20 protein-coding genes are annotated in these 19,992 nt (G+C 71.6%); 11 read left to right on the top strand and 9 right to left on the bottom strand.

Features of this window, described 5'->3' with window-relative positions; translation table 11 throughout:
* Nucleotides 1–4: 4 nt before the first annotated feature.
* Nucleotides 5–961 (bottom strand): heme o synthase, encoded by a 957-nt coding sequence (locus FHU36_RS24450; protein ID WP_185086213.1) that lies wholly within the window; start codon nucleotides 959–961, stop codon nucleotides 5–7.
* Between the two features lie 354 nt (nucleotides 962–1,315).
* Between FHU36_RS24450 and tkt the strand changes: the two genes are divergently transcribed.
* From tkt to pgl, 5 genes are all read left to right on the top strand, one after another.
* Nucleotides 1,316–3,346 carry a transketolase gene (gene tkt, locus FHU36_RS24455; RefSeq protein WP_246502833.1) on the top strand — a complete coding sequence of 677 codons (2,031 nt, stop codon included), beginning with the start codon at nucleotides 1,316–1,318 and terminating at the stop codon, nucleotides 3,344–3,346.
* Nucleotides 3,347–3,348: 2 nt separating this feature from the next.
* On the top strand, nucleotides 3,349–4,440 hold the full coding sequence (gene tal / locus FHU36_RS24460; protein ID WP_185086215.1) for a transaldolase: 1,092 nt from the start codon (nucleotides 3,349–3,351) through the stop codon (nucleotides 4,438–4,440).
* Nucleotides 4,441–4,526: 86 nt separating this feature from the next.
* Entirely contained in the window at nucleotides 4,527–6,158 is a 1,632-nt protein-coding gene (zwf, locus tag FHU36_RS24465) for a glucose-6-phosphate dehydrogenase (protein WP_246502557.1), read from the top strand.
* The gene (locus FHU36_RS24470; RefSeq protein WP_185086216.1) at nucleotides 6,158–7,072 is read left to right on the top strand and encodes a glucose-6-phosphate dehydrogenase assembly protein OpcA; all 915 of its coding nucleotides are present in this window, start codon (nucleotides 6,158–6,160) and stop codon (nucleotides 7,070–7,072) included. Before zwf ends, FHU36_RS24470 begins: the two co-directional genes overlap by 1 nt.
* A 198-nt stretch (nucleotides 7,073–7,270) precedes the next feature.
* Nucleotides 7,271–8,044, top strand: coding sequence for a 6-phosphogluconolactonase (gene pgl / locus FHU36_RS24475; RefSeq protein ID WP_185086217.1), 774 nt, complete (start codon nucleotides 7,271–7,273; stop codon nucleotides 8,042–8,044).
* 172 nt (nucleotides 8,045–8,216) lie between these two features.
* On the opposite strand, the gene add is transcribed toward pgl, so the two are convergent.
* The 4 genes from add to FHU36_RS24495 form a co-directional block, all read right to left on the bottom strand.
* The gene (gene add / locus FHU36_RS24480; RefSeq protein ID WP_185086218.1) at nucleotides 8,217–9,245 is read right to left on the bottom strand and encodes an adenosine deaminase; all 1,029 of its coding nucleotides are present in this window, start codon (nucleotides 9,243–9,245) and stop codon (nucleotides 8,217–8,219) included.
* A gap of 66 nt (nucleotides 9,246–9,311) precedes the next feature.
* Nucleotides 9,312–9,911, bottom strand: coding sequence for a TetR/AcrR family transcriptional regulator (locus FHU36_RS24485; RefSeq protein ID WP_185086219.1), 600 nt, complete (start codon nucleotides 9,909–9,911; stop codon nucleotides 9,312–9,314).
* A 309-nt stretch (nucleotides 9,912–10,220) separates the two neighbouring features.
* The gene (locus FHU36_RS44805) at nucleotides 10,221–10,754 is read right to left on the bottom strand and encodes an SDR family NAD(P)-dependent oxidoreductase (protein WP_312891785.1); all 534 of its coding nucleotides are present in this window, start codon (nucleotides 10,752–10,754) and stop codon (nucleotides 10,221–10,223) included.
* 50 nt (nucleotides 10,755–10,804) lie between these two features.
* Nucleotides 10,805–11,740 carry a coiled-coil domain-containing protein gene (locus FHU36_RS24495; protein ID WP_185086220.1) on the bottom strand — a complete coding sequence of 312 codons (936 nt, stop codon included), beginning with the start codon at nucleotides 11,738–11,740 and terminating at the stop codon, nucleotides 10,805–10,807.
* Between the two features lie 80 nt (nucleotides 11,741–11,820).
* Between FHU36_RS24495 and FHU36_RS24500 the strand changes: the two genes are divergently transcribed.
* The 3 genes from FHU36_RS24500 (at nucleotide 11,821) to FHU36_RS24510 (ending at nucleotide 14,822) form a co-directional block, all read left to right on the top strand.
* Nucleotides 11,821–12,399, top strand: coding sequence for a TOPRIM nucleotidyl transferase/hydrolase domain-containing protein (locus FHU36_RS24500; RefSeq protein WP_185086221.1), 579 nt, complete (start codon nucleotides 11,821–11,823; stop codon nucleotides 12,397–12,399).
* 326 nt (nucleotides 12,400–12,725) lie between these two features.
* The gene (gene sigJ, locus FHU36_RS24505; protein ID WP_185086222.1) at nucleotides 12,726–13,598 is read left to right on the top strand and encodes an RNA polymerase sigma factor SigJ; all 873 of its coding nucleotides are present in this window, start codon (nucleotides 12,726–12,728) and stop codon (nucleotides 13,596–13,598) included.
* 69 nt (nucleotides 13,599–13,667) lie between these two features.
* On the top strand, nucleotides 13,668–14,822 hold the full coding sequence (locus tag FHU36_RS24510) for an NAD(P)/FAD-dependent oxidoreductase (protein ID WP_185086223.1): 1,155 nt from the start codon (nucleotides 13,668–13,670) through the stop codon (nucleotides 14,820–14,822).
* Between the two features lie 43 nt (nucleotides 14,823–14,865).
* On the opposite strand, the gene FHU36_RS24515 is transcribed toward FHU36_RS24510, so the two are convergent.
* Nucleotides 14,866–15,900 (bottom strand): GNAT family N-acetyltransferase, encoded by a 1,035-nt coding sequence (locus FHU36_RS24515; RefSeq protein ID WP_185086224.1) that lies wholly within the window; start codon nucleotides 15,898–15,900, stop codon nucleotides 14,866–14,868.
* Between the two features lie 190 nt (nucleotides 15,901–16,090).
* Here FHU36_RS24515 and FHU36_RS46900 point away from each other — a divergent pair, with 190 nt between their 5' ends.
* Nucleotides 16,091–16,552: a DUF4158 domain-containing protein gene (locus FHU36_RS46900; RefSeq protein WP_221496555.1), complete on the top strand. Its 462-nt coding sequence runs from the start codon at nucleotides 16,091–16,093 to the stop codon at nucleotides 16,550–16,552.
* A 148-nt stretch (nucleotides 16,553–16,700) separates the two neighbouring features.
* Here the strand turns inward: FHU36_RS46900 and FHU36_RS24530 are convergent, their stop codons facing one another.
* The 3 genes from FHU36_RS24530 to FHU36_RS24540 form a co-directional block, all read right to left on the bottom strand.
* Nucleotides 16,701–16,961 carry a hypothetical protein gene (locus FHU36_RS24530; protein ID WP_185086225.1) on the bottom strand — a complete coding sequence of 87 codons (261 nt, stop codon included), beginning with the start codon at nucleotides 16,959–16,961 and terminating at the stop codon, nucleotides 16,701–16,703.
* Nucleotides 16,943–17,488 (bottom strand): hypothetical protein, encoded by a 546-nt coding sequence (locus tag FHU36_RS24535; RefSeq protein WP_185086226.1) that lies wholly within the window; start codon nucleotides 17,486–17,488, stop codon nucleotides 16,943–16,945. The genes FHU36_RS24530 and FHU36_RS24535 overlap by 19 nt, the downstream gene beginning before the upstream one ends.
* A gap of 232 nt (nucleotides 17,489–17,720) precedes the next feature.
* A complete protein-coding gene (locus tag FHU36_RS24540; RefSeq protein WP_185086227.1) occupies nucleotides 17,721–18,278 on the bottom strand; it encodes a TetR/AcrR family transcriptional regulator in 558 nt (185 codons plus the stop codon).
* Nucleotides 18,279–18,389: 111 nt separating this feature from the next.
* Between FHU36_RS24540 and FHU36_RS24545 the strand changes: the two genes are divergently transcribed.
* Together FHU36_RS24545 and FHU36_RS43710 are read left to right on the top strand one after the other, a co-directional pair.
* Nucleotides 18,390–19,706, top strand: coding sequence for a carboxylesterase/lipase family protein (locus FHU36_RS24545; protein ID WP_221496556.1), 1,317 nt, complete (start codon nucleotides 18,390–18,392; stop codon nucleotides 19,704–19,706).
* Complete coding sequence (locus tag FHU36_RS43710) at nucleotides 19,676–19,915, top strand: hypothetical protein (RefSeq protein ID WP_221496557.1); 240 nt, start codon at nucleotides 19,676–19,678, stop codon at nucleotides 19,913–19,915. Before FHU36_RS24545 ends, FHU36_RS43710 begins: the two co-directional genes overlap by 31 nt.
* Nucleotides 19,916–19,992: the final 77 nt, after the last annotated feature.

Genomic DNA, 19,992 nt, shown 5'->3' on the forward strand with positions numbered 1-19,992 from the left:
GGGCTCAGGCCAGCAGCGGATCGATGGCGACGGCGAGGAACAGCAGCGCCAGGTAGGCGTTCGACCAGTGGAAGAAGCGCATGGGGCGCAGCGCGACGCCGGTCTTGCCGGCGTTGAGCCGGGCCAGCAGGCGGTGCACCTCCCACAGGCAGACCACGCCCAGCACGGCCGCGACGGCCGGGTAGAACAACGTCGTGTCCGCCACCGGCCACAGCGCCAGCGAGCACGCCACGGTCGCCCAGGTGTAGGCGATCGACTCCAGCACGACCCGCCGCTCGGTGGCCACCACCGGCAGCATCGGCACCTCGGCCGCGGCGTAGTCCTCCTTGTAGCGCATGGCCAGCGTCCAGGTGTGCGGCGGCGTCCAGAAGAACACCACGCCGAACAGCACCAGGGGCGCCCAGTCGAGCCGCTCGGTGATGCCCGCCCAGCCGATGAGGACCGGCATGCAACCGGCGATGCCGCCCCACACGATGTTCTGGGCGGTGCGGCGCTTGAGGATCATCGAGTAGACGAGGACGTAGAACAGGATCGCCCCGGTCGACAGCACGGCCGCCAGCCCGTTGGCGGTCAGCCACAGACCCGCGGTCGACAGGACGCCGAGCACGATGCCGAAGATCAGCGCCCCGCGCGGCGACACCTGGTGGCGGGCCAGCGGGCGCCGCCGGGTGCGGCGCATCTTCTGGTCGATGTCGCGGTCCACGTAGCAGTTGAGCGCGTTGGCGCTGCCCGCCGACAGGGTGCCGAACACCATGACCGAGATCGAGGTCCACAGCGGTGGCAGGCCGCCGGCCGCCAGGAACATCACCGGCAGGGTGGTGATGAGGAGCAGCTCGATGATCCGCGGCTTGGTGAGGGCGATGTAGGCCTTGACGACCGTAGCGAACGAGCGCCCGGTCGTACGCGGCGCCTCGGCCGCGGGGGCGGGGGCCGTCGCCTGCCTGTTGGTCAGCACCGTCAAGGCGCTTCCAGCACGTGCGGAGTCAACGCGTAACCTCTGATTAGAGCGGATCCGTGGTGGGCGTGGCTGCCCTGCGAACAACCAAACTGTAGTCGCAGGGTCGCCCGGTCCGGCCAATGGGGTGCTCGGGCCGTGCAACCGTGCAGGAGCCGCATGCCTGCGCCCGGGGGGAGGATCGGGGAATCCACGGCCTGTTCCACTCGGTTAAGGTCCGGTGTGGGCGGGATAAGCCAACCGGCACCAGCAACAGACGACTAGATTCCGGAGATCGAGCACTTGAGCACCGAACTCGTGCCAGCCCTCGAATGGACCGACCTCGACGACAAGGCCGTCGACGTCGTTCGAGCCCTGGCGATGGACGCAGTGGAGAAGGCGGGATCGGGTCACCCCGGCACCGCGATGAGCCTGGCCCCCGCCGCATATCTGCTGTTTCAGCGTACGATGCGCCACGACCCGACGGACCCGACGTGGATCGGTCGTGACCGATTCGTGCTGTCGTGCGGCCATTCGAGCCTGACGCTGTACATCCAGCTCTACTTGTCCGGCTACGGGCTCACGCTCGACGATCTCAAGCGGCTGCGGCAGTGGGACAGCCTGACCCCCGGCCACCCCGAGCACGGCCACACGGCCGGTGTCGAGACCACCACCGGGCCGCTCGGCCAGGGCCTGGGCAACGCGGTCGGCATGGCCATGGCGGCCCGCCGCGAGCGCGGCCTGTTCGACCCCGACGCCGCGCCCGGCGCCTCGCCGTTCGACCACCACATCTGGTGCATGGTCAGCGACGGCGACATCGAGGAGGGCATCAGCCACGAGGTCAGCGCCATCGCCGGCCACCAGAAGCTCGGCAACCTCACCGTCGTCTACGACGACAACCACATCTCGATCGAGGACGACACGCTGATCGCCAAGTCCGAGGACGTGGTCAAGCGCTACGAGGCCTACGGCTGGCACACCGTCAGCGTCGACTGGACCGAGACCGGCGACTACGTCGAGGACGTGCGGGCGCTGCACGCCGCCCTGGAGGAGGCCCGCGCCGAGACCGACCGGCCCTCGTTCATCCGGCTGCGCACGATCATCGGCTGGCCCGCCCCCAACAAGCAGAACACCGGCAAGATCCACGGCTCGGCGCTCGGCGCCGAGGAGGTCGCCGCCACCAAGCGGATCATGGGCATGGACCCCGACGCCGGCTTCGACGTGCCGGCCGAGGTGCTGGAGCACGCCCGCGCGGCGGCCCGGCGCGGCCGCGAGGCGCGTGCCGAGTGGGACGTCGCCTACGCCGCCTGGCGCGAGGCCAACCCGGAGCGGGCCGCCGAGCTCGACCGCATCTCCCGCCGCGAGCTGCCCGCCGGCTGGGCCGAGGCGCTGCCGTCGTTCGAGGCGGGCGCGTCGATGGCCACCCGCAAGGCCTCCGGCGAGGTGCTGGGCGCGCTCGCGCCGGTGCTGCCCGAGCTGTGGGGCGGCTCGGCCGACCTGGCCGAGTCCAACAACACCACGATGAAGGGCGAGCCGTCGTTCGTCCCGGAGGAGCACCAAACCAAGGAGTTCCCCGGTAACCGCTACGGCCGCACCCTGCACTTCGGCATCCGCGAGCACGGCATGGGCGCCATACTCAACGGCATCGCCCTGCACGGCGGCACCCGCCCCTACGGTGGCACGTTCCTGGTCTTCTCCGACTACATGCGCCCGTCGGTGCGCCTGGCCGCGCTGATGAAGCTGCCGGTCACCTACGTGTGGACGCACGACTCGATCGGCCTCGGCGAGGACGGCCCGACCCACCAGCCGATCGAGCACCTGTGGGCGCTGCGCGCGATCCCCGGCCTCGACGTGGTGCGCCCGGCCGACGCCAACGAGACGGCCTACGCCTGGAAGGCGGTGCTGGAGCACACCGACCGGCCCGCCGCGCTCGCGCTGACCCGCCAGAACCTGCCGGTGTTCGAGGGCACCAGCGCCGACGGCGTGGCCCGCGGCGGCTACGTGCTGCGCGAGGCGTCGTCCGGCCTCCCGCAGGTGATCCTCATCGCCACCGGCAGCGAGGTGGAGATCGCCGTCGGGGCGAGCGAGCTGCTGGAGGGCCAGGGCATCGCGACGCGGGTCGTGTCGATGCCGTGTGTCGAGTGGTTCGCCGGGCAGGACACCGCCTACAGGCAGACGGTCCTCCCGTCCGGGGTGAAGGCCCGGGTCGCGGTCGAGGCGGGCGTGCCGCTCGGCTGGCGGGAGTTCGTCGGCGAGGCGGGCGAGATCGTCGGCCTCGACCATTTCGGCGCCTCGGCGCCGTACAAGACGCTGTACGAGCAGTTCGGCCTGACGGCCGAGCGGGTGGCCGCCGCTGCGAAGGCCAGCCTGGCCAAGCTCGGTCAGGACAAGGGCGAGACGACGGGAAACTGAAGATGAGCGAGATCCTCAACAAGCTGTCCGGCCAGGGCGTTTCCATCTGGCTCGACGACATCAGCCGCGAGCGGTTGCGCACGGGCAACCTGCAGCAGCTGATCCGCGAGAAGAACGTCGTCGGGGTCACCTCCAACCCGACGATCTTCGCCAGCGCGCTCAGCAAGGGCGACGCCTACGACTCCCAGCTGCACGACCTGGCCGTACGCGGCGTCGACGTCGGCGAGGCGGTGCGCGCGATCACCACCTACGACATCCGGTGGGCGGCCGACGTGCTGCGACCGGTGTACGACGCCACCGACGGCGTGGACGGGCGCGTGTCGCTGGAGGTGGACCCGCGCCTGGCGCGTGACACCGACAAGACCGTCGCCGAGGCCCGCGCGCTGTGGTGGATGGTCGACCGGCCCAACCTGCTGATCAAGATCCCGGCGACCCTGGAGGGCCTGCCGGCGATCACGCAGGCTATCGGCGAGGGCATCAGCGTCAACGTCACGCTGATCTTCTCGCTGGAGCGCTACCGCCAGGTCATGGACGCCTGGCTGGCCGGCCTGGAGGCCGCGCAGGCCAAGGGCCTCGACCTGTCGAGGATCGAGTCGGTGGCGTCGTTCTTCGTCAGCCGCGTCGACACCGAGATCGACAAGCGGCTCGACGGGGTCGGCCGGCCGGAGCTGAAGGGCAAGGCCGGCGTCGCCAACGCGCGCCTGGCGTACGCGGCGTTCGAGGACGTGGTGAGCTCCGAGCGCTGGCAGCGGCTGCGCGCCGCCGGCGCCCAGCCGCAGCGGCCGCTGTGGGCCTCGACGGGCGTGAAGAACCCCGAGTACCGCGACACCATGTATGTCGACGACCTGGTCGCCCCTGGCACGGTCAACACGATGCCGGAGAAGACGCTGGACTCGGTCGCCGACCACGGCCAGATCTCGGGCGACACCATCCGCCCCTTCTACGAGCAGGCGTGGAACACCATGGCCGAGCTCAAGGAGGCCGGCATCGACTACGACGACGTGGTGCGGGTGCTTGAGGACGAGGGCGTCGAGAAGTTCGAGGCGTCCTGGAACGAGCTGCTCGAGAGCGTCAGCAAGAACCTGGTCCCCTGATGGAGGTGGACCACCGTCGGGGGGAGGCGGCCACCGCCGTCTCCCCCGGCGGGAGCACCAGCCCGCAGCCGCACAGGAGGCTTGAGATGACAGACGTGGCAGAGCCCGCGGAGGAGGCGGGCACAGCGCACAACTCCGTCCACGACTCCACCGCCGTCGCCACCTCCGCCGCCGAGGCGGCGACCACGCTGGAGGCGGCCGCCGCCAACCCGCTGCGCGACCCGCGCGACAAGCGGCTGCCCCGGGTGGCGGGGCCGTGTGTGATGGTGTTGTTCGGCGTGACCGGAGACCTGGCCAAGCGCAAGCTGCTGCCGGCGATCTACGACCTGGGCAACCGGGGGCTGCTGCCGCCCGGGTTCTCCCTGGTCGGCTTCGCCCGGCGCGACTGGAAGAACCAGGACTTCGCCCAGCTGACGCACGACGCGGTCAAGGCGCACGCCAGGACCCCGTTCCGCGAGGAGGTCTGGCGGCAGATCTGCGAGGGCATCCACTTCGTGCCGGGCGAGTTCTCCGACGACGGGGCGTTCGACGCGCTGGCGATGGCGTTGAAGGAGATCGACGAGACCCGCGGCACGGGCGGCAACTATGCGTTCTACCTGTCGGTGCCGCCGAAGTTCTTTCCCGTCGTGGTGGAGCAGCTCAAGCGGACCGGGATGGCCGACGCGCCTCCCGGGTCGTGGCGGCGGGTGGTCATCGAGAAGCCGTTCGGGCACGACCTGAAGTCGGCGCACGAGCTGAACGAGATCACCACCTCGGCCTTCCCGGAGAGCTCGATCTTCCGGATCGACCACTACCTCGGCAAGGAGACGGTCCAGAACATCATGGCGCTGAGGTTCGCCAACAACCTCTACGAGCCGATCTGGAACCGCGGCTACGTCGACCACGTGCAGATCACGATGGCCGAGGACATCGGCATCGGCGGCCGGGCCGGCTACTACGACGGCATCGGCGCCGCCCGTGACGTGATCCAGAACCACCTGCTGCAACTCCTCGCGCTCGTCGCCATGGAGGACCCGACGTCCTTCGAGGCGCAGTCGCTGCGCCGGGAGAAGGAGAAGGTGTTCAAGGCCGTACGGCTGCCCGCCGACCTGGCGGCCAACACCGCGCGCGGCCAGTACGCCGCGGGCTGGCAGGGCGGCGAGAAGGTCGTCGGCTACCTTCAGGAGGACGGCATCTCGGCCGACTCCACGACCGAGACGTACGCGGCCATCAAGCTGGAGATCGCCAACCGGCGCTGGGCGGGCGTGCCGTTCTACCTGCGGACCGGCAAGCGGCTCGGCCGGCGGGTGACCGAGGTGGCGGTGGTGTTCCAGCGGGCGCCGCACCTGCCGTTCTCCAAGGACGACACCGAGATCCTCGGCCAGAACGCGCTCGTCATCCGGGTGCAGCCGGACGAGGGCATCACGGTGCGCTTCGGCTCCAAGGTGCCGGGCACGCAGATGGAGGTGCGCGACGTCTCGATGGACTTCGCCTACGGCGAGTCGTTCATGGAGTCGTCCCCGGAGGCGTACGAGCGGCTGCTGCTGGACGTGATGATCGGCGATCCGCCGCTCTTCCCGCACCAGCGGGAGGTGGAGCTGTCGTGGAAGATCCTCGACCCGATCGAGGAGTTCTGGGCCACGCAGGGCCAGCCGGAGCCCTACCCCGCCGGGTCGTGGGGGCCGCCGTCGGCGGACGCCATGATGGCGCGTGACGGCCGCGTGTGGAGGAGGCTCTGATGACGACGTTCATGCTGAGCGACACGACCGCCGGCAAGATCGCCAACCAGCTGACGCTGCTGCGCCACCAGATGGGGGCGCCGGCCGTCGGCATGGTGCTGACGCTGGTGGTGGTGTGCGAGGAGCGCGACCAGTACGACTCGCTGCGCGCCGCCACCGAGGCGGCGCGCGAGCACCCGTCGCGCATCCTCGTGGTGATCAGCCGGGAGACCGACGAGACCACCCGGCTCGACGCCGAGCTGCGCATCGGCGAGTCCACGCCGGGCGAGGTGGTGGTGCTGCGCCTGTACGGCGAGCTGACCGAGCACGCCGACTCGGTGGTCAGCCCGCTGCTGCTGCCCGACACCCCGGTGGTGGCGTGGTGGCCGGGCAACGCTCCCGACGTGCCGTCCAAGGACCCGATCGGGATGCTCGCCCAGCGGCGCATCACCGACGCCAGGGCCGCGGGCGACGACGCCGCCAAGGCGCTGGTGACCCGGGCCAAGGGCTACGCCCCCGGCGACACGGACCTGGCGTGGGCGCGGCTGACGCCGTGGCGCAGCCTGCTGGCGGCGGCGTTCGACCAGCCCGTCGGCAAGGTGCGCAAGGGCCTCGTGGAGGCCGTGGGCGGCAACCCGAGCGCGCCGCTGCTGGCGGCGTGGCTGTCGGAGAAGCTGGGGTGCCCCGTCAAGGTGGGGGAGTCCGGCGGCCCCGGCCTGACCTCGGTGCGGCTGACGACGAGCGAGGGCGAGCTGTCGATCTCCAGGACCGACGCCCGGCTCGCCACGCTGGCCCGTCCAGGGCGGCCCGACCGCAACGTGGCGCTGGCCCGGCGGCACACCCCCGAGCTGCTGGCGGAGGAGCTGCGGCGGCTCGACTCGGACGAGACGTACGCGGCGGCCGTCAAGCGGGCGGCCCGCAACCACAAGGCCTGACGGGCGGGCGGCCGGGCGTCCTCAGCCGAGGGCGCCCGGCCGCGCGCTTCCCCGGCCGGTCCCCGGGCCGTCAGGTCCACCGGCGCCGATGATCCCTTGATCGCCCGTCGCTCCACAGGCGGTTTGCCCGTCGCCCGGCGGGTGCGGCGCGACCCCCGATGACACCGGGCCGGGCGCGGGCGTGAAAGACTGATCGCCGTGAGCGTTCCCACCATCGTCGTGCACCGCGACGCCGACATCCTGGCCAAGGCCGTGGCGGCGCGGATCATCACCCGGCTCGTCGACGCGCAGTCCGCGAAGGGCTCGGCGTCGCTGGTGCTGACCGGAGGCACGGTCGGCATCGCCACCCTCGCCGCGATCGCCGCCACGCCCGCGCGTGACGCGGTCGACTGGCCACACCTCGACATCTGGTGGGGCGACGAGCGGTTCCTGCCCGACGGCGATCCGGAGCGCAACGAGACCGGCGCCCGGCGGGCGCTGCTCGACCACGTCGACATCAACCCGGAGCGGGTGCACGTCATGCTCGGCCCCGACTCCGGCCTGACGGCCGAGGAGTCGGCCGACGCCTACGCCACCGAGCTGCGCAAGGCCGCCCGGCCCGAGGACCACGGCCCGGCGCCGTCGTTCGACGTGACGCTGCTCGGCATGGGTCCCGACGCGCATGTGGCCTCGCTGTTCCCGGGCATGCCGGCCCTGTACGACACGCGCCCGGTGGTGGCCGTGCACGGCTCCCCCAAGCCGCCGCCGACGCGCATCTCGCTGACGATGCCGACGATCCGGGCCTCGCGTGAGGTGTGGGTGGTGGCGGCCGGCGCGGAGAAGGCCGGCGCGGTGCGGCTGGCGCTGTCGGACTCGGGGACCATGCAGGTCCCGGCGGCCGGTGCGCGCGGCCGCTCCCGCACGCTGTTCCTCCTGGACCGCGCCGCCGCCGCCAAGATCCCTCCGGGTCTCGGCCGCATCGCCTCCCCCTGACGCCCGGCCCCCCTTGACGCCCTGGCCTTCCGGCCGCCCCGGCGTCCCGGAGTTGAGGGCCTCACGACGGCGCCCGGCGACGCGGTGCCCCCGCCGCCTGAGGCCCTCCTCGTGCCTGATGCCCCTGGTCTCCGTCCCAGAGGCATGCCCGAGCGCCGGTGGATGGGCCGGTTCAGGCCGTGACCAGGGCGTCGATCTCGGCCAGCAGGGCCTGCTTGCGGGCGTCGGGCAGATAGGAGGCGGTGACGCCGTTGCGGGCGAGCTGGGCCAGCACCGGCCGGCCGAGCCCGAAGACACGCGCCGCCACCCGATACTCCTGCGCCAGCGTGGTGGCGAACATGGGCGGATCGTCGCTGTTGAGCGTCACGAACAGCCCCTCCTCCAGCAGCCGGGGCAGCGGGTGGTCCTCGATGCGGGCGACCTGGCCGGTGCACACGTTCGAGGTGGGGCAGACGTCCAGCGGGAGTTGCGTCTCGCGGAGGTGGGCCACGAGCCGGTCGTCCTGGAGGCAGGCGATGCCGTGGCCGATGCGTTCGGCGCCGAGGCCCTCGATGACCTCCCAGATCGTCTCCGGCCCGGTCATCTCACCCCCGTGCGGGACGCTGTGCAGGCCGGCGTTGCGGGCGGCGGTGAACGCGTCGCGGAAGGCGTCCCGGTAGGCGGGGCGTTCCTGTTCGATCCCGCCGAGCCCGAAACCTACCAATGCGGCGGGAGGTTCTTCCAGGGCGTGGGCCACGGTCACGTCGGCCGCCTCGACCCCGTACTCACCGGGGATGTCGAAGATGTAGGCGATCTCCACGCCGTGGTCGGCGAGCGCCAGGCGGGCGCCGTGGTCGAGCGCCTCGGTGACCTCGCGCATCGGCATGCCGACGATGTGGTGGGCGTACGGGGTGACCTGCAGCTCGACGTAGCGGGCACCCTGGCCGGACAGGTCGCGGGCCAGCCCGGTGACCAGGGTGGCGACGTCCTCGGGCTCCCTGACCAGCGCGTTCACGGCCCGGTAGACGCGGGCGAAGTGCGGGAAGTCGGTGAAGGCGTAGAAGGCGCGCAGTTCCTCCTCGGCGGTGGGCACCTCGCCGCCGGGATGGCGGCGGGCCAGTTCCAGGACCGTGGGCACGGAGGCGGAGCCGATCAGGTGGACGTGCAGCTCCACCTTGGGCAGCGCGTCGATGAAGGCGTCGAGGCCTGGGTCGAGGGTCATGGGACGACCCTAGGACGGCGATCGTCCGTTCCAACAGCTTTTGGGCGTCAATCTCACGCGAAGATGTCAGTTTTGCGACTGGACCGGCCAGGCCCGCAGCAGCGGCAGCAGCACGCCCGTCACCGACTCCTCGACGAACGCGGCGTCGAACGGCGGCCCGACGAAGATCATGCGGTGCCAGACGAGCGCCTCGATCACCGCCATGAGGCGGCCGGCCGCCACCGGGCCGGCCAGCTCGCCGCGCTCCACCGCCCGCGCCAGCATCGCCTCGACGCCGGACAGGTCCTTGCTGGGCATGTGCGCGCGCAACGTCCTGGCCAGCTCCTGGTGGGAGACGAGCGTGGACAACAGCCCGATGATGAGGGTGTGCTTGCGCTCCAGCACCGCGCACAGTTCGCGGAAGAACGCCGACACGTCCCCCGCGAGCGAGCCCGTGTCGGGATCCGGCGGGGAGCCCATGTCGAGCCGTCCGCAGATGACGTCGGCCACCAACTCGGGCTTGCCCGGCCAGCGCCGGTAGATGGTGGCCTTGCTGGCCTTGGCCCGCCGGGCGATCTGGTCGACCGACATCCGGTCGTAGCCCGACTCCGACAGCAACTCCAGCGTCGCGTCGAGGATGGCCCTCTCCCGGTCGGGGTCGAGTGGAGCCACGTGCACGTCCTTCACCGGTAGGAGATCTCCTCGATTGGAGCGCTCCCCACGGATGAATCCGGGGGATTCCAGCCGTCCCAACCGTGCGGCCACGCGCATGGTCGCGACGCTGTCGCTTGGCAATTCACCTTCCGGCCCCGCTCCCACGGGTTTCCACGCCCCAGCCCGCACACCCGGTCCGGGCCGCGCGAACTCCGCCCTCCCGGCGGTGAGCAGAAACTGCCTCGGCCTCCCCCGCAAGCTTGGATATCACTCACGTGTTCGACCACGACCCACCATACCGGCGCCGGGCGCGCTACCGAAGTCCGTTCCGTCAACGCACGCTCACCCCCTGGTGGGGCACTCTCGCACCGGGCATACCCCCATGACTGAAGCCAGAGGTCCGCGCCCGGCATCCTCGAGTCGATGCCGTCGCGCGCGTGGGCGTCGCTGGAGACCGCGACCACGACCGCGCCCGGCCGCGCCAGCAACTGGGGCAGCAGCAGGCCGGAGCGCGAAGTGGCCCAGGTGGTTGGTGCCGAACTGCAGCTCGAAGCCGTCCTTGGTCAGGCTCTTCGGGGTCATGGCGACGCCGGCGTTGTCGACCAGCAGGTCGACCTGGTCGATGCCTGCCGCGAACTCCCTGACCGAGGCGAGGTCGGCGAGATCGAGCCGGGCGTAGGCGACCCGCGCGTCGGGAACCGCCTGCCGGATGCCGCTGACCGCGGCGGCACCCTTCTCGGCCGAGCGGGCGGTCACGCGGGCGCCGTGCCGGGCCAGCTCCGGCGCGGTGGGCAGGCCGATGCCGCTGTCGGCGCCGGTCACGATCGCGGTGCGGCCGGTCAGGTCGGGCATGCCGGCGGGGGTCCAGGCTGTCATCGCCACTCCAGGTCCCGAGGTGTACGAAACGGTCTCGTACAGACCAGGCTCTATCCCTCCAGGCGATGCCGCGCGTGCCGTTCCTCGCGCCGGGCCACCTCGAGGCGCTGCTCGCTCTCGGCCAGCCGCCGCCGGGCCTTGGCGAGCTTCTGCTCCAGCCGGGCGACCTTGCCGGCCCGCTCCTCGTGCTCCTGTACGGCCACGGCGAGCGCCTCCTGCCATTCGCGGTGGACCGCTTCGGCCTCCTGCCGCTGGCTGGCCCTGCGCTCCTCGGCCTCCGGCCGGGCACGCGCCCGGGCGGTCTCGTCCTCGACCTTGGCCCTGCGGCGGGCCGCGGCGGACCCCTTGACCCCGGCCGCCACGGCCCCGGACTGCTCGGCTCCGGACTCCTTGACCTCGGATGCTCGGGTCCCGGATGCTCGGGTCCCGGACGCCCTCGCCTGCCCGGCTCCGGACCGTGCGGACCCGGCCCGCGCCGCGGGCTCAGGGGCGGGGGCGAAACCGCTGTAGCTGAGCGGCCTGACCAGTCGTCCCGCGCGCACCTGCGCGGCCGCGTCGGCGTCGACCACGGCCGCGTCGAGCGTCTGGTCCACCTCGGTCGCCGCGGCGGCCGAGAGCCCGGCGCCCTCCGTGACGAGCCTGCCCACCCGGCCGGACACGGCGCCGCGCCGCCTGGTCAGCTCGGCCAGCGCCCCGGCGTCCTGCTCCCGCCAGGCCCGCCGCAGCTCCTCGCCCAGCTCCAGCAGCTCGCCCAGGGCGCCGGGATGCTCGCGGGCGGCCTTGTTGACGGCCCACGCCGAGACCGTCGGCTTGCGCAGCCGGGCGATCTCGCGCGCCAGCCGCACGTCTCCCGCCTCCTTGGCCGCGCGGGCCTCGGCCTCGCGCGCGGCGGTGAACTCCGGCGGCGGGAGCGCGTAGAGCCTGCCGGCCACCTCGTCAAGATCCACGCTGGTGAGATACCCCGCCCGGCCCGGTTCGTAGCGCACGCTCGCCCCGAGCGGTGCCGGTGACCTTCCAACGCGTAAAACGAGATGAACCTCTCCAGGTTCGATGCGAAGCTGGGCTCGTGAGCGACACGCAAACCGTGGTCCTGGTCGAGGGAGCCAGCGACAAGTCGGCCATCGAAGCGTTGGCCGAGCGCCGTGGCCGAGACCTGGCGGCCGAAGGCATCTCCCTTGTGGCGATGGGCGGCGCCACCAACATCGGGACGTATCTCGGCAGGTTCGGCCCTCCCGGTCGCGATCTCCGGCTGGCCGGTCTGTGTGACGCCAGGGAGGAAGGCGACTTCCGGAGGAGTCTCGAGCGCGCCGGCCTTGGATCCAATCTCAGCCGAAGCGATCTGGAGGCTCTCGGATTCTTCGTGTGCGTCGCCGATCTGGAAGACGAGCTGATCCGCGCCCTCGGCACCGCCGCGGTTGAGCGCGTTGTCGATGCCGAGGGCGAGCTCGGCTCGTTCCGCACGCTCCAGAAGCAACCCGCATGGCGCGGGGGCACCACTCACGACCAGCTGCGCCGGTTCATGGGATCAGGCAGTGGCCGCAAGATCCGCTACGCCGGCCCGCTCGTCGCGGCACTCGATCTCGATCGCGTGCCGCGGCCGCTGGATATGCTGCTGGCCCACCTGTCGGGCAGTCGGAGACGGTGATTCTGTCATCGCCGAGCGAGCCAACGGCGCCGGTGCTGGAGGCTGTGCCAGGTGCGGGTTGACCAGGCGTTCCACCTCTGTGACGGCGAGGGGGATCAGCCCGGGATCGGCGGATGGGGTCTGGTCGGGGGCGGTGGCGAACCGCCTCCGGTGGTCCGTGCCCGCGCGGCGGTGACGGCACAGACGGCCATTTCGCCCGTTCCAGCAGGTGCCGCATCTTGCCGGGCGTCGCATCACGTCACGGACGGTCCCACCAAGATCACGATTCCGGCCGCCGTACTAGGATCGAAGGTCGATCACTGATCCGAGGGGGCAGGAGGCGGAGGGTGGAGCCGACCGGCACGTTGGCGGAGGCCGACTGGCAATCCCATCGCCCCGCGGTCTTCGGGGCGGCTTACCGGATCCTGGGCGCCATGACCGAAGCCGAGGACGTGACGCAGGAGGTCTGGTTGCGCGCCGCGGCCACCGACCTGTCCGAGGTGCGGGATCTGCGAGCCTGGCTGGTGACCCTGGCCGCCCGGACGTCCTACAACGTGCTGAAGTCGGCGCGCGTCCGGCGCGAGTCCTATGTCGGGCCCTGGCTGCCCGAACCACTGCTGACCGGGCCCGACGCCGCCGCCCGGGTGCTCCTGGACGAGTCGGTGAGCACCGCGATGCTGGTGGTCATGGAGACGCTCACCCCCGCCGAACGCGTCGCGCTGGTGCTGCACGACGTCTTCGACTTCCCGTTCGGCCGGATCGCCGAGGTGCTCGGCGGCACGCCCGCCGCCAGCCGCAAGCTCGCCTCCCGCGCGCGGGCGCGGGTGGCCGCGGTCGAGGAGCGGCCCCGGGCGTCCAGGGCCGAGACCGAACGCGTGCTCAGGGCGTTCAAGGCGGCAGCCGACGCGGGGGACATGGCCGAGCTCGTCAAGCTGCTGCACCCCGAGGCCGTCTATGTCGCCGACGGCGGCGGCAAGGTGACCGCCGCGCGCAGACCGGTCCGGGGCGCGGAGCTCATCGCCCTGCTGGCGGTCAGGCAGATCCAGATCAGGCGCCCCGACGCGTTCCAGATCATCGAGGTGAACGGGCACCCGGCGCTGGCGACCTATCGCGGCGGCGAGCTGATCTGGCTCGACACGGTGGAGATCGCCGACGGGCGGATCACGGCGTTCAGGAGACTGGCCAATCCCGAAAAGTTCGCCCACATCGGTCACATCTGAACCCGCCGTCTTGTCTCCCTGCCGAACCCTCCGATCCCCCGGAGGGCGAGGCTGGGAGAGGACGAGAAGATGCGACACGTTGTGATCATCGGAGGCGGTTTCGCGGGTGTGTGGAGCGCGGCGGGAGCGGCGCTGGCACGTGGAGATGCCGACCTGCGCATCACGCTCATCGCGCCGGACGAGCACCTGGTGCTGCGACCACGCCTGTACGAGCCGGAGCCGGACCTGGCCAAGGTGGAGCTCAGCCGGATCCTCGAGCCGATCGGCGTCGAGCACCTGCGGGCCTCGGTGAGCACGATCGACACCGACCGCCGCGTGGTGGTGGCCGACGGCGAGGAGATCGGCTATGACCGCCTGGTCCTGGCGGCGGGCAGCAGGCTCGTTCGGCCCCAGGGCCTGCCCGGCGCCGAACGGCTCTTCGACATCGACACCCTGGACGGGGCCCGGCGGCTCACCAACTATCTGCGCGACCGGGAGGACTTCTCCGCAGTGGTCGTCGGCGGCGGGTTCACCGGCCTGGAGGCCGCGACCGCGCTGGCCGCCCGGGGCCGGGTGTTGCTGGTGGACCGGTCGCAGGTGGTCGGGGACCAGCTCGGCCCGGGCCCGCGCGAGGAGATCGAGGCGGCGCTGGACGAGCTGGGCGTCGGACGCCGCCTCGGGACGACGGTGACGGAGGTCGGCGACGGATACGCCGTCCTCTCCGACGGCACCAAGGTCGAAGCGGACGTGGTGGTCTGGTCCGTGGGGATCAGGGCCAGCGAGCTCACCCGGCAACTGTCCGACGAGCTCGACCACCTCGGCCGGGTGCCGGTGGACCGGCGGCTGCGCGCCCTTCCCGAGGTGTTCGTCGCCGGGGACACGGCCGCGGCGGCGTTCGACGCCGAGCACACGGTCATGCAGGCCTGCCAGCACGCCACGCCGCTCGGCAAGGTCGCCGGGTACAACGCGGCGGCCGACCTGCTCGATGTGCCGCTGCGCGACTTCACCCCCGGCCCGTACGTCACCTGCCTGGATCTGGGCGGCGCCGGTGCGGTCTTCACCCGGGGCTGGGACCGCAGGGTGATGGCCTCGGGTGCCGACGGCGCGGTCATCAAGAAGCAGATCAACCAGCAGATCCACCCGCCGGTCGACGACGCCTCGAAGATCCTCGCCGCCGCCGACCGGGTCTACATCGAGCTCCCCTTCCTCCCCCGCGAGGAGGAGAAGGCCGCCCCCGCCGGATGACCCCCGCACCCCTCCACGACGCGGCGGCGTGGCGGTGAGGGCGTCAGCGCTGCGGGGCGGGGGCCATCTTGCCGATGGCCATGCGGCCCTCGATCACGCCGGGGTCGTCGGTGTAGTGGATGCCGGCGCCGAGGGAGATCATGAGGCGGCGCATGCGGGCGTTGTCCGACAGCATGGTGGCGCGGACCTCGGCGAAGCCTTGGTCGCGGGCGATGTCGAGGAGCCGGCGGATGAGCTTGCCGCCCAGGCCGCGGCCCTGCCATGTGTCCTCGACGAGGATGGCGACTTCGGCGATGCCGGGCTCTTGGGTGTACATGAGACTCGCAAGGGCGATGACCTGGCCGTCGTGGCCGGCGACGAGGGATTCGCCGCGGCCGCGATCGCACAACCGGTCGAACATACGCGGCGGCAGGGTCGGCATGCTGGTGAAGTAGCGGAAGCGTCGTGATTCGGGTGAACAGCGATCGTGCAGGTCGCGTACGGCCTCGCGATAGATGGTGGTGAGAGGACGCACGACGACCTCGGTGCCATCGGCGAGGCGGATCGACTGGTCGCCGGCAGGGGGCGCGGCCGGCTCCTGCCCGAGCCGCACGAGGGCTGCGGCCCTGGCCGCCTCGGTGAGTGTGAAGGGCAGCCCTGTCCGGCGCACGCGAATCGCGGTGTCGTGTGTGACCGGGACGATGAGCAGCGTGGGGTCGGGCAGGTCGCTGTCGGTGACGTCTCCGTAGGACCAGCGGGCGTCGTCAGCGCGTAGCAGCTCGGCGAGCGCGTCGGGCAGGCGCCATTGCTGGGAGCGGAGCCAGTCGGCCAGGAGCAGGACGCGGGTGGGCTCGTCGGCGAGTTCGTGGGCGTGGGCGGGGATGACGTGGACGCGGCGCCCGCCGGCGGCTTCGAGGGCCTTTCGGACGGTGTCGGGGGCGGCGTGCACCTCGGCGACGAACTCGTCCACGGTGCCGTCGGTGTCGGGCTGGACGCTCAGGCCGAGGATGTTGCCACCGTGTTTGGCGAGTGCGGCGGCGAGGGAGGCCAGACGCCCAGGTCGTTCGTCGACGGTGGTGCGGATCCGCATGAATGCCATGTTTGTTCCCCTTCGTTGCAGCTCAAGGATGCCTTCGAGGTGTTACGCCGCTGCTACGAGGTGGTGGCCTGGCCGTTTCCGCTGCCGTAATCGGGTGGCACCGGGATACGGCAGAAACGGCCCGCGGGCTTGATCACCGGTCGTAGGATCTGAGGGTTGGCGCTGATTGGTGACGGTTTCCGGAGGTTCGGTGGCGTCGATCGGTCGGACGGCCTACCCGAGGTTCGCGCGGGTGGTGTCTGCTCGGGAGCTGACGGAGGTGTTCACCCCGTCGCCGGCCGAAGTGGAGTGGGCGCGTGGCAAGACGCAGGACGATCAGCATCTGCTGGCGCTGCTGGTGTGGTTGAAGGCATACCAGCGGCTTGGGTACTTCCCGAAGCTCGGGGACGTCCCGCCGGTGGTGGCCGAGCACATCCGTGGCGTGGTCGGATTGGCAGAGCAGGTCGTTTTCGCAGCGGAGGCCTTCAATGCCAGTCTCAAGCGCGAGACGCTACAGGGAGCCAAGCGCTGGTCCTCGGCGCGCGAGGCCTGCCTGGCCGTCCTCATGTGGATCACCCGCTACAACACCCGAAGAAGACACTCCACCCTCGGGTATCTCTGCCCGATCGACTACGAGCAGCAGACCATCGACAGGGTGCTGCTCGCCGCTTAACGATCGGTGTCCACATTTCGGGGCGAGCCCCCGCGGGTGGCGGCGGCCACGGGGGCCTGCGTGGCGGCCAGCGTCATGGCGGCCAGGCCGGCCGCGATCATGGTTTTCCTCATGGCCTCAATGCTGAAGCCCTGACGCAGCGTCAAGGTCAAGCCGTTCTGGCGGCCACCAGGTGCTCCAGGCGCGCCCAGGCGGGCGAGGACTCGACGGTGTTCGAGCTCAGCAGGGCGGCCGTGCTCTCGGCGAGATCGTTGTCGCGGGGGTGGCGAGCGTTCCAGGCGACGATCGCGTCGGCGATCTCACACAGGCGTGGGTCGTGGGGCGCCCAGTCCATCGCCTGGTCGCACGCGAGGTAGAGCTGGACGAACTCGGGGTCGTACGCCGCCCCCTTCAGCGCACCCGCCGCCACAGGTCGAAAATAGCCCGCACGACCTCGTCCGGGCAGTCGGTGCCGATCGTACTGTGCTTGGCTCCCGCGAGAACCCGGTGCTCACCATGGGCGACGGACGCGGCCATGGCCCGGTGCATGCGGATCTTGCCCTCGGTCATCTCCTGCAGGAGCCGTTCGGGCATCGTGAGTCTCAGGGCGGCGTCGATGCCCGGCGCGGTGGGCATGACTGCCGGCCTGCCGGGCACCGGTCCGGCGCCCATGAGCTTCTCGCCCCATTGGTGCTGGTTGCTGCGTTCGAGCGCACCGGCACGCCGCGCGTCGACGGTGAGGTGCCGCGCGATGAGCGCGTCACGGACCTCACCTGGCCAGGCGGCGAACATCTTCCGGTACAGGCCGCGAGACAGCAGCGTGATCAGGCGCAACATCAGGGCGCCGGGGACCGGCTGTGGCTTGAGCCGCAGGCGCTCGTCAGTGTGGTGGATGTCCCACTCCTCGTGGGCGAAGGAGTCCAGGTAGACCACTCCGGCCACCTCGTCGGGGAACAACTGCGGGAAACGCCGGGCGTACGCGCCGCCGAGCGAGTGCGCCGCCAGGACGTACGAGCCGTGACGGGCTCCCGCCTTCGCGAGCGTGTTCGGGTGCCCGTACCAGGACGGTTCGTGTGCCGAGGAGACGCCTCCGGACGGCCGCGTCGTGCTCGGGGGCCCGGGAGGCCCCAGGTGATCGCGGCGGCGGAGACGTGGACCGGCCTGCGGCGAGGCGCGAGGTGCCGGCCCGTCACTTCTCGGCGAGGGCCACCAGGGCTCGCAGGCCCTCCAGCACCTCGGCCGCCGTGGGAGCGTTGTCCGGGTCGCTGAGGCACTGGATCATCAGGCCGGACATCAGTGCCATCTGCACCATGCCGACAGTGCGGATGGCCCGCTCCGGAACCTCGTCCTCAGGCGTGTTCTCCAGGATCGCGGCCATGCCGCGGCGGCCCTCCCGCGTGCCCTGGGTGAGCTGGTCGCGGAGGTCGGGGCGGCGCTGGGCCTGCAGGAAGAGCTCCACGGAGGCCAGCCAGAGGGCCTGGTTGTCGGCGAACTGCCCGAGCAGGTTCTCCCACATGCCGACGAGGCCGACGTCCGGGTCGAGCGCCCGGCCCATCGCGTCGCCCCACTCGTCGAGCAGCGCGAACAGGGCCTGGTTGAGCAGTTTCTCCCGCGACCCGTAGTGGTAGCCGATGGCCGCCATGTTCACCCCGGCGGCCGAGGCGATGTCGCGGACGCTGGAGCGGTCGTAGCCCTTCTCCAGCAGGCAGCGCTTCGCGGCGGCGAAGAGATCTTCCCGGTTCCCCATGCCCCCGAGCGTAGCAGACGATTTATTCATGCGAACGCATTATGCGATCGCATAAGCGCGCTGTATGGTCAGCGAGACAGCGGGATGAGTCATCGGAACGAGGAGAGATCCGTGCGCAAGCAGATGATCGTGATGTTGGGGCTCGTCGGCGGGCTGGTGACGGCCGCGCCCGCGGTCGCCGCGCCCGTCCAGGAGGCCGCCGCGGTGGTCAAGACCGCGGACGGCCTGGTGAGAGGAGTGGCCGGAGCGCGGGTGCGCAGCTTCCAGGGCATCCCGTACGCGGCACCGCCCGTGGGTGAGCGGCGCTGGACCTCGCCCGCGCCGGTCACCCCGTGGAGCGGCGTGCGTGACGCCACGTCTCCCGGCGGGGCATGCGCGCAGCCGGTGGGTTACCCGATCGGGGTTCCCAGCGACAACGAGGACTGTCTGTACCTCAACGTCACTGCTCCCGCCCGCGCGACGGGCCGGCTGCCGGTGATCGTCTGGATCCACGGCGGCAGCATGATGTACGGCACGGGCGACATGTACGGCCCGCGACGGCTGGCCGCGGGCGGTGCCGTCGTCGTGTCCATGAACTACCGCCTGGGCATCATGGGCTTCCTCGCGAACGACGCGGTCGGCGGCGGGGCGAGCTTCGGCCTGGAGGACCAGCAGGCGGCCCTGCGCTGGGTCCGCAAGAACATCGCGGCCTTCGGCGGCGACCCCCGGAGCGTCACCATCGCCGGCCAGTCCGGCGGCGGGTACGCGGTCTGCGGCCACCTGGCGTCCCCGCGCTCGGCCGGGCTCTTCACCCGGGCGATCGTCCAGAGCGCGCCGTGCGCCACCGACGGCTCCCGCACCATGGCCGAGGCGAAGGCCGACAGCGACCGCGTGGTCAAGGCGGTCGGCTGCGACGGGGAGGCCGACGTGGCCGCGTGCCTGCGCCGTGTCCCGAGCGCGTCCCTGCTGAAGGCGTACGGCCCCTTCAACGAGCCCCGGCCGGTCTCCGGGACCCCTGTTCTGCCGCTCAGTCCCGCCGAGGCCCTGCGCACCGGCCGGTTCAACCGCGTGCCCGTCCTGGTCGGCGTCAACCACGACGAGGAGAACGGCAGGGTCCTCGGCCTGGAGCTCGCCCCGGGAGGGGCGCCCATGAAGGACGAGGAGTACGAGCCGGCCGTCAGGAAGCAGTTCGGCGACCGCGCCGACGAGGTGCTCCGGCGCTACCCGTTGAGCAGGTACGACTCCGCCGGCCAGGCGCTGGCCGCGCTCCGCACCGACTCGGCGTGGTCGGTCCCGTCGTTCGACACCGCCGGCATGCTGGCCCGCTGGACGCCCACGCGGATGTACGAGTTCGCCGAGCGTGACACGCCGTGGTTCGCCGGCTACCCCGCTCCGAGCTCCCCGCCCGTGCCCAGCACATGGCCGAACTGCCCTACATCTTCGACATGAAGCTGTTCGACGGGCTGACCCCCGCGCAGGCCCGGCTCGGTGACCGGCTGATCGGCGTGTGGACCGGCTTCGCCGACGACGGCCGGACGGGCTGGCCCTCGTTCCAGGACGGACGGTACGTGCAGTCGCTCACCTCGGGTACCTGGCGCCGCACCGCGTTCGCCGCAGACCACGACTACCACTTCTGGAAGAGCCTGCCCGCCGCGTGAAGCCACCGCCGCCCCAGCCCGAGTCCCGTCCGGAACTCGGGCTTTTGCGCCGTGGGACCGCCGCCTCGCCCGAGAGG

The organism is Nonomuraea muscovyensis (assembly GCF_014207745.1).
In the GTDB taxonomy this organism is placed as follows: domain Bacteria; phylum Actinomycetota; class Actinomycetes; order Streptosporangiales; family Streptosporangiaceae; genus Nonomuraea; species Nonomuraea muscovyensis.

Coding starts and splice junctions, on each gene's coding strand:
- FHU36_RS24510 (WP_185086223.1), top strand. CDS start 13,668: ATGCGACACGTTGTGATCATCGGAGGCGGTTTCGCGGGTGTGTGGAGC.
- tal (WP_185086215.1), top strand. CDS start 3,349: ATGAGCGAGATCCTCAACAAGCTGTCCGGCCAGGGCGTTTCCATCTGG.
- FHU36_RS24470 (WP_185086216.1), top strand. CDS start 6,158: ATGACGACGTTCATGCTGAGCGACACGACCGCCGGCAAGATCGCCAAC.
- FHU36_RS24540 (WP_185086227.1), bottom strand. CDS start 18,278: ATGGGGAACCGGGAAGATCTCTTCGCCGCCGCGAAGCGCTGCCTGCTG.
- add (WP_185086218.1), bottom strand. CDS start 9,245: ATGACCCTCGACCCAGGCCTCGACGCCTTCATCGACGCGCTGCCCAAG.
- FHU36_RS44805 (WP_312891785.1), bottom strand. CDS start 10,754: ATGACAGCCTGGACCCCCGCCGGCATGCCCGACCTGACCGGCCGCACC.
- FHU36_RS43710 (WP_221496557.1), top strand. CDS start 19,676: ATGGCCGAACTGCCCTACATCTTCGACATGAAGCTGTTCGACGGGCTG.
- zwf (WP_246502557.1), top strand. CDS start 4,527: ATGACAGACGTGGCAGAGCCCGCGGAGGAGGCGGGCACAGCGCACAAC.
- tkt (WP_246502833.1), top strand. CDS start 1,316: ATGGACGCAGTGGAGAAGGCGGGATCGGGTCACCCCGGCACCGCGATG.
- FHU36_RS24515 (WP_185086224.1), bottom strand. CDS start 15,900: ATGGCATTCATGCGGATCCGCACCACCGTCGACGAACGACCTGGGCGT.